Here is a 12,970-nt window from a genome sequence, read left to right as displayed (position 1 = left end):
CGATCGGGGGATACTCGGGGCATGTCTCGACGTGTGGCGTGGTTCCTGACGGCTTTCGGGATCTGGTCCTGGGTCATCTGGATCACGTTCGTGAAGAACCTGTGGGCGAGCGAGAACTCGTGGGGGCCGGACGGGTCGGCCACCGGGTTCTTCGTGGTGCACCTGATCCTGGCGATCGTGAGCTTCACCCTCGGCACGATCATCGGGGTCATCGGACTGCGCGCCCTGCGCACGAAGCGCGGCGAGAAGGTCGACGCGTAACCGGCGGAACCCATCCGTTTGCGATCGCATCCAAGCGGCATCGATCACACGGATGGGGGATCATGTTCCGGCTTTCGAAGCTTCTCCCGGTGGCCGCCGCGGGCCTGCTGGCGCTCGGGCTCGCCGCCCCGGCGCAAGCGCAGGAGCCCGCCTACGCCCCGACCATGCTCGTCCTCGACGGGTCCGGCTCCATGAAACAAGCGGACCCCACGAGCGGCACCAGGATGGACGCCGCGAAGACCGCGATGCGCCGGTTCATCGGGTCGGCGCCCGCGGAAGCCCAGGTCGGCCTCACCGTCTACGGCACCCGCACCGGCTCCGCCGACGCCGAGAAGCCCCAAGGCTGCCAGGACGTCCAGGTCCTCAGCCCACCCCGCACCATCGACAAACCCGCCCTCACCGCGGCCGTCGACAGCATCCAGCCCAGCGGCTACACCCCGATCGGCACCGCCCTGCGCACCGCCGCCGCCGCGCTCCCGGACACCGGCCCCCGTGCGATCGTCCTCGTCTCCGACGGGGAGGACACCTGCGCCCCGCCCGACCCCTGCGAGGTCGCCCGCGAACTGACCGCCCACGGCGCCACCGTCGTCGTGCACGCGGTCGGCTTCGCCGTCGACGCCAGGTCCCGCCAGCAGCTCACCTGCATCGCCCAGGTCACCGGCGGCACCTACACCGACGCGCCCGACGGCAAGACCCTGGAGCGCATCCTGCCGCGCGTCTCCGCGACCGCCCTGCGCACCTACGAGCCCGCCGGCACCCCCATCACCGGTGCCGCGACCTGGGACAACGCGCCGGTAGCCGCGCCCGGCCAGCACCTGGACACCATCGGCCAGAAGGAAACCCGCTACTACGCGGTCGACGTGCCCGACGGCGGTACCGCCCACTTCAGCGGCACCGTCTCCTTCCCGCGCGCCGACGGCGTCTCCCGCACCGAGGACTTCAACACCCTCCAGCTGCGCGTGTACGGCGCGGGCGGCAAGGACTGCCACGTCTTCGAAACCGAGCAGGCCACGATGTCCAGTGACGGCGTCGCCCTGACCGTCGCACGCACCCTGGACGGCGACGACGGCAGCTGCGCGGGCGGTGGCCGCTACTACTTCGCCCTCACCTGGGACCGCGTGTCGGCCGGTGTTCCCGAACGACTCCCGGTCGAACTGCTCACCGTCGTCGAACCACCGGTCACCGACGGTGGCACCAGGGCCGTCCTGCCGAAGGTCGCCTTCACCGAGCCCACCACCACCCGGCCGGCCACCGGCGGCGGCTCGTTCAACGTCGCCGCCACCCTCACCGGCAGCGGCCGCTACACCGACACCCTGCAGCGCGGCGAGTACGTCTTCTACCGCGTCAAGCTGGACTGGGGCCAGGGCCTGGCCTACCGCGTCCACTTCGGACAGGCCGGCGGCACGGGCGTGGACAACGTCTCCAACATCGCCACCACGCTGTACAACCCGTACCGCGCGGAGATCGACTCCGACACCACCGTCTTCACCGGCCGCCCGGGCGTGCTGCCGTCGAACGAGGAGGCCCTCGCCACCGCCCCCGTCCGGTACTACAACCGCGACGCCGACTCCTCCTCCGTGCGCACCCAGGCCGTCGCCGGCTGGTACTACATCGCGGTCAAGCTGGGCGCCACCTTCCAGGACGGCGACGACGTCCCCGTGCCGGTCACGCTCGACCTCACCGTCGGCGGCCAACCCGAGGACGGCCCGTCCTACGCGCGAACGGCGGCAACACCCGTCCAGAAGGCTCCCGTGCTCGCCACAGCAGTGGAACAACCGGAGACCTGGCCGATCTGGCTCGGGGGCGGCGCGGGCGCGGTCGTCCTGGCCGGCGTCATCACGCTCCTGGTCCGCAACCGGGCCTGAACGCGGCGAAGGCCCCCGCGCCAACGAGCACGGGGGCCTTCACAGCAGGAGAACTCAGACGCGCTTGAACAGCAGCGCGCGCTTGACCTCCTGGATCGCCTTCGTCACCTGGATGCCACGCGGGCACGCGTCGGTGCAGTTGAAGGTCGTGCGGCAACGCCACACGCCCTCGGCGTCGTTGAGGATGTCCAGCCGCTCCTCGGAGCCCTCGTCACGGCTGTCGAAGATGAACCGGTGGGCGTTGACGATCGCCGCCGGGCCGAAGTACGACCCGTCGTTCCAGTACACCGGGCACGACGAGGTGCACGCCGCGCACAGGATGCACTTGGTGGTGTCGTCGAACCGCTCGCGGTCGGCCGCCGACTGGATCCGCTCGCGCGTGGGCTCGTTGCCGTAGGTGATCAGGTACGGCTTCACCGCCCGGTACGCCTCGAAGAACGGCTCCATGTCGACGTAGAGGTCCTTCAGCGTCGGCAGGCCCTTGATCGGAGCCACGGTGACCGTGGTCTCCTTGCCCTCCTTGGCGAGCAGGTCCTTGACGAGCACCTTGCAGGCCAGCCGGTTGATGCCGTTGATCTGCATCGCGTCCGAACCGCAGATGCCGTGCGCGCACGACCGGCGGAACGACAGCGTGCCGTCCACGTAGTTCTTGATGTTGAACAGCAGGTTCAGCACCCGGTCGGTCGGCAGCGCCGGGACCTCGTAGGACTCCCAGTGCGGCGCGTCGTCGACCTCGGGGTTGAACCGCTGGATCTTCACCGTGATGGTGACCGAGCCCTCCGGCGCGGGAATGCCGTTCACGGTCTTCTGTTCGGCTACCGCGGTCATGTCAGTACTTCCGCTCCATCGGCTCGTACCGGGTGAAGGTCACCGGCTTGTAGTCCAGCCGGATGTCGGCCATGAACCCGTTGATGCCCAGCGGGGCGTCCGGGTCCGGCTTGTCCGGCAGAATCTTGTACGACATCGAGTGCCGCATGAAGTTGACGTCGTCCCGGTTCGGGTAGTCCTCGCGGGCGTGCCCGCCACGGGACTCCTTGCGCGCCAGGGCGGCGTTGACCAGGGCCTCGGCCAGGTCGAGCAGGAAGCCCAGCTCGATCGCCTCGAGCAGGTCGGTGTTGTACCGCTTGCCCTTGTCCTGGATCGAGATCCGGCCGTAGCGCTCCTTGAGCCGCTGGACGTCGGTCAGCGCGGTCTTCAGCGTGTCCTCGGTGCGGTACACGGCCGCGTTGGTGTCCATGGTCTGCTGCAGCTCGGTGCGGATGTCCGCGACCCGCTCGCCACCGTGCGCGGTGCGCAGGTGCTCGACCATGCCCTCGACCATCTTGGCCGGGTTCTCCGGCAGCTCGACGAAGTCGTGGGTCTGCGCGTACTCGGCGGCGGCGATACCGGCGCGGCGGCCGAACACGTTGATGTCCAGCAGCGAGTTGGTGCCCAGCCGGTTCGCGCCGTGCACCGACACGCACGCGACCTCACCGGCGGCGTAGGCGCCGGGCAGGACGGTGTCGTTGTCGAGCAGGGCCTCGCCGTGCACGTTCGTCGGGATGCCACCCATCGCGTAGTGCGCGGTGGGGTACACCGGCACCGGCTCCTTCACCGGGTCCACACCCAGGTAGGTGCGGGCGAACTCGGTGATGTCCGGGAGCTTGGTCTCCAGGACCTCGGCGCCGAGGTGCGTGCAGTCCAGGAGCACGTAGTCCTTGTGCGGGCCGGCGCCGCGGCCCTCCAGCACCTCCAGCACCATCGAGCGGGCGACGATGTCGCGCGGCGCGAGGTCCTTGATGGTGGGGGCGTAGCGCTCCATGAACCGCTCACCCGAGGCGTTGCGCAGGATCGCGCCCTCGCCGCGGGCGCCCTCGGTGAGCAGGATGCCCAGGCCGGCCAGGCCGGTCGGGTGGAACTGGTAGAACTCGATGTCCTCCAGCGGCAGGCCCTTGCGGTAGTAGATGCCCATGCCGTCGCCGGTGAGGGTGTGCGCGTTCGACGTGGTCTTGAAGACCTTGCCGAAGCCACCGGTGGCGAACACGACCGCCTTCGCCTGGAAGACGTGGATCTCCCCGGTCGCGAGCTCGTAGGCGACGGCGCCCGTGGCGACCGGCCCGTTCTCGGTCTCGGTGGTGATCATGTCGAGCACGTAGAACTCGTTGAAGAACTCGATCCCGTGCTTGACGCAGTTCTGGTACAGCGTCTGCAGGATCATGTGACCGGTGCGGTCGGCCGCGTAGCAGGCCCGGCGCACAGCGGCCTTGCCGTGGTCACGGGTGTGCCCGCCGAACCGCCGCTGGTCGATCTTGCCTTCCGGCGTCCGGTTGAACGGCAGGCCCATCTTCTCCAGGTCGAGCACGGCGTCGATGGCCTCCTTGGCCATGATCTCCGCCGCGTCCTGGTCGGTCAGGTAGTCGCCGCCCTTGACCGTGTCGAACGTGTGCCACTCCCAGTTGTCCTCTTCGACGTTGGCCAGCGCGGCGCACATGCCGCCCTGGGCCGCGCCGGTGTGGGAGCGGGTCGGGTAGAGCTTGGTGAGGACCGCGGTGCGGGCGCGCTGGCCCGACTCGATGGCGGCGCGCATACCGGCGCCACCGGCGCCCACGATCACCACGTCGTACTTGTGGAACTGCATGTCCGCTTCTTCCTCGGGTGGTGGTGGGTCAGCTGCCGGCCATGTCGGGGTCGAAGGTGAAGATCACCAGGGTGCCCACGAACAGGATGAGGACCATCGACACGTAGAGCACGATCTTCAGCCAGAAGCGCGTGCTGTCCTTGCGGGCGTAGTCGTCGATGATCGTGCGCAGGCCGTTGCCGCCGTGCAGCTGGGCCAGCCACAGCATCGCCAGGTCCCAGGTCTGCCAGAACGGCGAGGACCAGCGGCCGGCGACGAAGCCCCAGTTGATCCGGTGCACGCCGCCGTCGAGGATGTTCATGATGAACAGGTGGCCGAGCACCAGGACGACCAGCGCGAGGCCGGAGATCCGCATGAACAGCCAGCTGTAGAGCTCGAAGTTGCTGCGGCGGGCGGCGGGGCGCCGCGGCGAGCGCGGCTTGTCGAGTGCGAGGGTCTCGGTTGCCATCTCTCGCTCAGCCTCCGAACATTTCCGACGCCGTGCGCCACAGCATCGCGATCGCACCGGGGATCATCACGACCACCCAGATGACGGCGATCGTCCACAACATGTGCTTCTGGTACTTGGTGCCCTTCGACCAGAAGTCGACCAGCAGGACCCGGATGCCGTTCAGCGCGTGGAACAGCACGGCGCCGACCAGGCCCACCTCCATGAGGTTGACCAGCGGGGTCTTGTAGGTCTCGATGACCTCGTTGTAGGTGTCGGGCGAAACCCGGACCAGCGCGGTGTCGAGGACGTGGACGAACAGGAAGAAGAAGGTGAGCACGCCCGTGATCCGGTGCAGGACCCAGGACCACATGCCCGGGTCACCCCGGTAGAAGGTCCCGCTCCGGCGTGAGGCACCCGCCCGATCGCTCGCCTCCGCCGCCGTCTGGTCGGCGGCGGTGCTCGCCGTGGTGGACATCGGTGTACGGCCTCCAACGTCGTGGTTGGACTGTGCCCGGCTGACCTGCGAATCCACCGGGCCGCGGGGAGCGTCCACCTGGGACTTCGCAGGCGCCCCGGCGGGGTGTTCAAGGCCATCGAGCTTGGATAAAGGGGATGCTAGACCTGCTCGCCATACCGCACTCAACCTGTGGTTGGTGTGTGTGATCGACCAGACACCGTCCGCGTGGCGGAGGTCTCATCCCCGTTAGCACTCCGGGCGAACTTCGCGAAGTGAGGTGAATCTCGCTCACTCGGATGGGTGGGGGTGACTCCATGTGATTGAACTGTCGCAGTGCCGGAGGACAAGCAAACATTTAGGTTACGTGCTGTGGCTCTGGCATGGCCATTTGCTCACAGGCGGGTACCGTTCGCCCGTCGAGCCCGGCAATGAGCCGGGTCGTTCTCGGGTCCGCTGGAACACCAGCGGGGAGGGAGAGACAGGGTGCGTAAGACGCGTGCCACCACACTGGCTGCCACCGCCATGGCGGCGGCGCTCGCGCTGGCGGGGTGTGCGAAGGACTCCGGCACCAGCGGGAGCAGCAACAACAACAACGCCGCGGCCGGTTCCTGCGTCACGGCACAGGCGCCCGCGGCCACCGCCGCGTCCACGACCTCGAGCGCCGCCGGCGCCAAGGTCGACGCCAGCGCTCTGCGGGTCGGGCTCGCGTTCGACATCGGCGGCCGGGGTGACGCGTCGTTCAACGACGCCGCCGCCGCGGGCGTGGACAAGGCCAAGAGCGAGCTGGGCGTCAAGGACGTCCGGGAGAGCACCGCGTCGCCGACCGAGGACGAGGCCGCCAAGGAGCAGCGGCTGACCCAGCTGGCGACCGACGGGTACAACCCGATCGTGGCCGTCGGCTTCGCCTACGCGAGCGCCGTGCAGGCCGTCGCACCGAAGTTCCCGAACACCAAGTTCGCCATCGTGGACGACGACTCGGTCAAGGCGCCGAACGTCACCCCGCTGGTGTTCTCCGAGGAGCAGGGCTCCTTCCTGGTGGGCGTCGCGGCGGTCTACAAGAGCAAGAACTGCCACATCGGCTTCGTCGGCGGCGTGAACACCCCGCTGATCCAGAAGTTCGAGGCCGGGTTCATCGCGGGCGCCAAGGCCGCGTCGAACAAGGTCCAGATCACCAGCGACTACCTGACCCCGGCCGGTGACAACACCGGTTTCCAGGACCCGGCCAAGGGCAACATCAAGGCCGCCGCCGAGTTCTCCGCCGGTGCCGACGTGGTCTACCAGGCCGCCGGCGCCTCCGGTAAGGGCGTCTTCCAGGCCGCGAGCGCGGCCAAGGGCCTGGCCATCGGCGTCGACTCCGACCAGTACAACCAGGCGACCGTCGCCGAGTACAAGGACGTCATCATGACCTCCATGCTCAAGCGGGTCGACGTGGCCGTGTACGACTACATCCAGGCGCTGGCGGGCAACACGCTGAGCTCGCTGCCCAAGCGCTTCGACCTGGCGGTGGACGGCGTCGGCTACTCGACATCGGGTGGCAAGATCGACGACATCAAGCCGCAGCTCGAGGGCTACAAGCAGGCGATCATCTCGGGCGCGATCACCGTCCCGTCCACGCCGCAGAAGTAAACGATCTTTTCAGCCGCGTCCGGGGCTCGGGAGGGTGATCCCTTCCCGGGCCCCGGACGCCGTTTCCGGGGGTCTCATGACCAACTCACCACCGGCCGTCGAGCTGCGCGGCATCACGAAGCGCTTTCCCGGCGTGGTCGCCAACTCCGACGTCAACCTGACGGTGGCGTCCGGCGAGGTCCACGCCATCTGCGGCGAGAACGGGGCCGGCAAGTCCACCCTGATGAAGATCCTCTACGGCATGCAGCCGCCGGACGAGGGCACGATCGCCATCAACGGCGAGCAGATCCGGCTGCGCAACCCGCAGGACGCGATCCGGGCCGGCATCGGCATGGTGCACCAGCACTTCATGCTCGCCGACAACCTGACGGTCCGGGAGAACGTGCTGCTCGGCGCCGAGAACCTGCACGGCATCGGCCGGGCCGCGCGCGCGAAGCTGGCCGAGCTGGAGAAGCAGGTCGGGCTGTCCGCGCCGCTGGACGCGCTGGTCGAGACGCTGGGCGTCGCCGACCGGCAGCGCGTGGAGATCATGAAGGTGCTCTACCGCGGCGCCCGGATCGTCATCCTGGACGAGCCGACAGCGGTTCTGGTGCCGCAGGAGGTCGACGCGCTGTTCGAGACGGTGCGCGGCATGCAGGCCCAGGGCTTCACCTTCATCTTCATCTCGCACAAGCTCGACGAGGTCCGCGCGATCGCCGACACGGTCACCGTGATCCGGCGCGGCACCACCGTCGGCACGGCCGATCCGAAGAAGATCTCCTCGCGTGAGCTGGCGGAGATGATGGTCGGCTCCGAGCTGCCCAGCCCGGAGACCCGCGAATCGACCGTCACCGACCGGGACGTGCTGCGCGTGTCCGGGCTCCGGCTGGCCGTGGAAGGGTCCGAGCGCGCCGCGCTCGACGACATCACCTTCACCGTGCACGCGGGCGAGGTGCTCGGCATCGCCGGCGTCGAGGGCAACGGCCAGACCGAGCTGGTCGAGACGATCATGGGCATGCGCAGGGCCACCGGCGGGTCGATCGAGCTGGTCGACGCCGACGGCACCGCGCGCGACCTGACCGGGCTGGGCACGCTCGCCCGGCGCGAGGCCGGCATCGGTTACGTGCCGGAGGACCGCACCCGGCACGGCCTGCTGCTGACGCAACCGTTGTGGGCCAACCGGATCCTCGGCTACCAGACCCGGCGGCCGGTGTCGAAGGGTCAGCTGCTCGACATCCCCGGCGCCCGCAAGGACACCGAGCGGATCGTCGCCGACTACGACGTCCGCACGCCCGGCATCGAGGTGCCCGCGGCGGCGCTGTCCGGCGGGAACCAGCAGAAGCTGGTGGTCGGCCGGGAGCTGTCCGGGAACCCGGTGCTGCTGATCGCCTCGCACCCGACCCGCGGGGTGGACGTCGGCGCACAGGCGCTGATCTGGGAGCAGATCCGCCAGGCCCGGCGCAACGGCCTCGCGGTGCTGTTGATCTCGGCCGACCTCGACGAGCTGATCGGCCTGTCCGACACCATCCGGGTCATGCTGCGCGGACGCCTGGTGAGCGAAGCCGACCCGGCCACGGTGACCCCGACCGAGCTGGGCTCGGCCATGACCGGAGCGGAGGAAGCCGCGTGACCTCCTGGCGCACCAAGGTGCTGCCGCCCCTGCTGGCGATCGTCTTCTCGGTGCTGATCTGCTCGATCGCGCTGCTGATCTCCGGAGCCGATCCGCTGCAGGCCTACGGCACCATGATCGGCCAGCTCGTCAAGGGCACCACCGCCGTGGACACGGTGAACCTGGCGACGGTCTACTACCTGTCCGGGCTCGCAGTGGCCATCGGCTTCCAGATGAACCTGTTCAACATCGGTGTCGAGGGCCAGTACCGCTTCGCCGCCGTGGTCGCCGCGATCATCGGCGGGGCGATCGTGCTGCCCCCGGTGATCCACGTCGTCTTCATCATCTTGGTCGCGGCCCTGGCCGGCGCGATCTACGCGGCGGTGCCGGCGATCCTCAAGGTGACCCGCGGGGTCAGCGAGGTCATCTCGACGATCATGCTCAACGCGATCGTCGGCGGCATCGTGGCGTTCCTGATCAACCCCGACCAGTTCGGCGTGCTGACCGGGAACAACCTCAAGACCGAGGAGATCGCCCCGTCCGGCCGGGTGCCGAACATCCCGATCGGCGGCGGTGAGCTGTTCGGGTTCGTGATCATCGCCGCGGTCATCGGGTTCGCCTACTGGTTCATGCTCAACCGCACCCGGTTCGGCTTCGAGCTGCGGGCCAGCGGCGAGTCGACCACGGCGGCGGCCGCGGGCGGCGTCAACGCGAAGAAGATGACGCTGATCGCGATGCTGCTCTCCGGCGCGGTGGCCGGCCTGGTTGCCATCCCGGAGCTGATCGGCCGCGACTTCACCTACGCCATCACCTCGACCCAGGGCTACGGCTTCACCGGCATCGCGGTCGCGCTGCTGGGCCGCAACCACCCCGGCGGCATCGCGCTCGGCGCGCTGCTGTGGGCGTTCCTGGACAAGTCGGCGGTGTCGCTGGAGCAGGTCGACGTGCCGAAGGAGATCGCGACGATCATGCAGGGCGCGATCGTGCTGTCGGTCGTCGTGGCGTACGAGATCGTGAAGCGGGCCGACCTGGCCGCCGCGCAGCGCCGCGTCGGCCGGGCGCTGTCGGGCGGACGTCCCGCTTCGGTGAGTGAAGGGGGTGCGGTGTGAGTCTCGCGACGGAAACCGCGGCGCCGCTGACCGTGCCGCCGGCCCCGCGCAAGCGCCGGATCCCCGGCTGGGCGCGCGGCGTCCTGTGGGCGATCGGGATCGTCGCGGTGCTGTCCACCGCGTCCTACCTGACCGGGGTCAACACGCTGACCTCGACCAATACCGCGCAGACCGCGCTGCGGCTGGCGCTGCCGATCCTGCTGTGCGCGCTCGGCGGTCTGTGGTCGGAGCGCGGTGGCGTGGTCAACATCGGTCTCGAGGGCATGATGATCCTCGGCACCTGGGGTGCGGCGTGGGGCGCCTACTACGGCGGCCCGTGGGCCGGTCTGGGCGCGGCGATCGTGTTCGGCGCGCTCGGCGGCCTGCTGCACGCGATCGCGACGGTGACGTTCAACGTCAACCACATCGTGTCCGGTGTGGCGATCAACCTGCTCGGGCTCGGCGTCGCGAAGTACCTGGCGACGCTGATCTTCGAGCCGCTGTCGGGCAACCCGCGGCAGTCGCCCACGGTGCCGACGTTCGACACCTACTCGGCGACGTTCCTGTCGAACTGGCTCACCGATCTGGAGGACCAGCAGCGGGTGTTCATCTCGGACGCGGCTGGCCTGCTCAACGGGCTCGTCACCGGGGTGGCGCCGCTGACCATGATCGCGATCCTGCTGGTGCCGGTGAGCTACCTGGTGCTGTGGCGGACGCGGCTCGGGCTGCGGCTGCGCTCGTGCGGCGAGAACCCGGTAGCGGCCGAGTCGCTGGGCATCAACGTGTACGCGCACAAGTACCTGGGCGTGCTGATCTCCGGTGGCCTGGCCGGCATGGGCGGCGCGTCGCTGGTGCTGCTGCAGGGCGGCGGCGGTTACCTGGAGAACCAGACGAACGGCCGCGGGTACATCGGTCTGGCCGCGATGATCTTCGGCAACTGGCGGCCGGGCGGTCTGCTCGGTGGTGCCGCGCTGTTCGGGTACGCGGACGGTCTGCAGCTGTCCGGCGGTGGCCGGGCGGTGCTCGCGCTGCTGTACGGCGTGGTGCTGCTGCTGTTCGTGATCGTCGTGGTGCAGCTGATCCGGCGGCAGTGGATCGCGGCCGCGCTGGGGGTCGTCGGCGCCGGGGTTCTGTACTGGATCTACTGGTCGAACGATTCGCTGCCGAGCGAGCTGACGCCGTACACCGCGCACGTGGTGACGTTGATCGTGCTGGCGGTGGCGTCGCAGCGGCTGCGGCCACCGAAGGCCGGCGGTGCCCGGTACCGGCGTGGTGAGGGGGACTAGTGAGCGAGATCGATTGGGAGGCGTTGCGCGCTCAGGCCGTCGAGGCGGCGAAGAGCGCGTACGCGCCCTACTCCGGGTTGCACGTCGGTGTGGCCGGGCTGGTGGACGACGGCCGGGTGGTCGTCGGCTGCAACGTGGAAAACGCTTCCTACGGGCTCGGGCTGTGCGCGGAGTGCACGATGGCCGGGCAGTTGCGGCTGAGTGGTGGGGGTCGTCTGGTGGCAGTGGCGTGCCGGTCGGGCAGCGGTGACCTGCTGATGCCGTGCGGCCGGTGCCGGCAGATCCTGTTCGAGCTGGGCGGCGGTTCGTGCCTGGTCGACACCCCGTCCGGGGTGCTGCCGATGACCTCGGTGCTGCCGGACGCGTTCGGTCCCGCGGACCTGCCGTGAAAGCGTTTGCGGCGGTCGACGTCATCCGGGCCAAGCGGGACGGCGGTGCGCTGAGCGACGAGCAGATCCGCTGGGTCGTGGACGCCTACACGCGCGGGGACGTGGCCGAGGAGCAGATGGCCGCGCTGGCGATGGCGGTGTTCCTGCGCGGGATGGACGCGCGGGAGACGGCGACCTGGACCGGCGCGATGATCGATTCGGGCACCCGGTTGTCGTTGGAGGTCGATCGTCCGACGGTGGACAAGCACTCGACCGGCGGGGTCGGCGACAAGATCACCTTGCCGCTGGCCCCGCTGGTCGCCACGTGCGGCGCGGCGGTGCCCCAGCTGTCCGGCCGCGGCCTGGGCCACACCGGTGGCACGCTGGACAAGCTGGAGTCGATTCCCGGCTGGCGGGCGTCGTTGTCCGTGGACGAGATCACGGCGCAGCTGAACTCGGTCGGTGCGGTGATCTGCGCGGCGACTTCCGGATTGGCCCCGGCGGACCGGAAGCTGTACGCGCTGCGGGACGTGACGGGCACGGTCGAGTCGGTGCCGTTGATCGCCAGCTCGATCATGAGCAAGAAGATCGCGGAGGGCTCGGCCGGCCTGGTCCTGGACGTGAAGGCGGGTTCCGGGGCGTTCATGAAGAGCGTCGAAGAGGCGTCGGAGCTGGCCCGGACGCTGGTGGAGATCGGCACGGCGCACGGGGTGGCCACGACCGCGTTGCTGACGGACATGAACACGCCGCTCGGATCCGCTGTGGGGAACGCGGTGGAAGTCGCCGAGGCGGTGGAGGTCCTGCAGGGCGGGGGACCGGCGGACGTGGTCGAGCTGACGGTGGCCCTGGCGCGGGAGATGCTGGCGCTCGCGGGTATATCGGTGGACCCGGTTTCGGTGCTGGCGTCGGGCGAGGCGTACGAGACGTGGTGCCGGATGATCACCGCCCAGGGTGGTGACCCGGCGGCGCCGTTGCCGCAACCCGCGCACGTCACGGAGTTCACCGCCCCCGCGACCGGATATCTGTCCGTTTTGGACGCTTACGCGGTCGGGGTGGCCGCGTGGCGCCTGGGCGCGGGCCGGGCACGCAAGGAGGACGCGGTCCAGCACGCGGCGGGCATCCGATGCCTGGCCAAGCCGGGCGACCAGGTGACCGAGGGCCAACCACTGCTGGAACTGCACACGGACACCCCCGAGGCGGTGCCAGCGGCGCTGGAAGCCTTGGCGACGGCGGTGCAGATCACCGCCACCGCACCGGCCCCGAAGAACTTGATCCTGCACCGCGTCAGCTAAGCGCCGAAGGCGCTTGCTCGGTGAACCAAAACGGAGCTGGGTGGTCATCCCGTCGCCTGACACCGGAACGATCACCTTGAGCCAGGGCCGCA

The 12,970-nt window shown here is 69.5% G+C and carries 12 protein-coding genes; 8 read left to right on the top strand and 4 right to left on the bottom strand.

Annotated elements, in window-relative coordinates; all coding sequences use genetic code 11:
- Positions 1 to 21: 21 nt before the first annotated feature.
- The gene (locus IE290_RS14810; protein WP_191245199.1) at positions 22 to 261 is read left to right on the top strand and encodes an SCO4848 family membrane protein; all 240 of its coding nucleotides are present in this window, start codon (positions 22 to 24) and stop codon (positions 259 to 261) included.
- A 62-nt stretch (positions 262 to 323) separates the two neighbouring features.
- Positions 324 to 2,126 carry a vWA domain-containing protein gene (locus IE290_RS14805; RefSeq protein WP_191245198.1) on the top strand — a complete coding sequence of 601 codons (1,803 nt, stop codon included), beginning with the start codon at positions 324 to 326 and terminating at the stop codon, positions 2,124 to 2,126.
- Positions 2,127 to 2,180: 54 nt separating this feature from the next.
- On the opposite strand, the gene IE290_RS14800 is transcribed toward IE290_RS14805, so the two are convergent.
- The 4 genes from IE290_RS14800 to sdhC are packed head-to-tail and all read right to left on the bottom strand — an operon-like array spanning position 2,181 to position 5,648.
- Positions 2,181 to 2,954, bottom strand: a complete 774-nt coding sequence (locus tag IE290_RS14800) for a succinate dehydrogenase iron-sulfur subunit (protein ID WP_191245197.1) — start codon at positions 2,952 to 2,954, stop codon at positions 2,181 to 2,183.
- Position 2,955: 1 nt separating this feature from the next.
- Entirely contained in the window at positions 2,956 to 4,743 is a 1,788-nt protein-coding gene (sdhA, locus tag IE290_RS14795) for a succinate dehydrogenase flavoprotein subunit (RefSeq protein ID WP_191245196.1), read from the bottom strand.
- Positions 4,744 to 4,771: 28 nt separating this feature from the next.
- Positions 4,772 to 5,191, bottom strand: coding sequence for a succinate dehydrogenase hydrophobic membrane anchor subunit (locus IE290_RS14790; protein WP_191245195.1), 420 nt, complete (start codon positions 5,189 to 5,191; stop codon positions 4,772 to 4,774).
- A 7-nt stretch (positions 5,192 to 5,198) separates the two neighbouring features.
- Positions 5,199 to 5,648, bottom strand: a complete 450-nt coding sequence (sdhC, locus tag IE290_RS14785; protein ID WP_191245194.1) for a succinate dehydrogenase, cytochrome b556 subunit — start codon at positions 5,646 to 5,648, stop codon at positions 5,199 to 5,201.
- Positions 5,649 to 6,152: 504 nt separating this feature from the next.
- Between sdhC and IE290_RS14780 the strand changes: the two genes are divergently transcribed.
- The 6 genes from IE290_RS14780 (at position 6,153) to IE290_RS14755 (ending at position 12,878) form a co-directional block, all read left to right on the top strand.
- Positions 6,153 to 7,256, top strand: coding sequence for a BMP family lipoprotein (locus IE290_RS14780; RefSeq protein ID WP_191245735.1), 1,104 nt, complete (start codon positions 6,153 to 6,155; stop codon positions 7,254 to 7,256).
- A gap of 76 nt (positions 7,257 to 7,332) precedes the next feature.
- A complete protein-coding gene (locus tag IE290_RS14775; protein WP_191245193.1) occupies positions 7,333 to 8,865 on the top strand; it encodes an ABC transporter ATP-binding protein in 1,533 nt (510 codons plus the stop codon).
- Positions 8,862 to 9,953 carry an ABC transporter permease gene (locus IE290_RS14770; RefSeq protein ID WP_191245192.1) on the top strand — a complete coding sequence of 364 codons (1,092 nt, stop codon included), beginning with the start codon at positions 8,862 to 8,864 and terminating at the stop codon, positions 9,951 to 9,953. Before IE290_RS14775 ends, IE290_RS14770 begins: the two co-directional genes overlap by 4 nt.
- On the top strand, positions 9,950 to 11,218 hold the full coding sequence (locus tag IE290_RS14765; RefSeq protein WP_191245191.1) for an ABC transporter permease: 1,269 nt from the start codon (positions 9,950 to 9,952) through the stop codon (positions 11,216 to 11,218). The genes IE290_RS14770 and IE290_RS14765 overlap by 4 nt, the downstream gene beginning before the upstream one ends.
- Complete coding sequence (locus tag IE290_RS14760) at positions 11,218 to 11,607, top strand: cytidine deaminase (protein ID WP_020421796.1); 390 nt, start codon at positions 11,218 to 11,220, stop codon at positions 11,605 to 11,607. The genes IE290_RS14765 and IE290_RS14760 overlap by 1 nt, the downstream gene beginning before the upstream one ends.
- Positions 11,604 to 12,878 (top strand): thymidine phosphorylase, encoded by a 1,275-nt coding sequence (locus IE290_RS14755; protein ID WP_191245190.1) that lies wholly within the window; start codon positions 11,604 to 11,606, stop codon positions 12,876 to 12,878. The genes IE290_RS14760 and IE290_RS14755 overlap by 4 nt, the downstream gene beginning before the upstream one ends.
- The last annotated feature ends 92 nt before the right edge of the window (positions 12,879 to 12,970 follow it).

The organism is Amycolatopsis deserti (assembly GCF_014653945.1).
GTDB lineage: Bacteria > Actinomycetota > Actinomycetes > Mycobacteriales > Pseudonocardiaceae > Amycolatopsis_E > Amycolatopsis_E deserti.
This window is presented reverse-complemented; position numbering and strand designations above follow the sequence as displayed.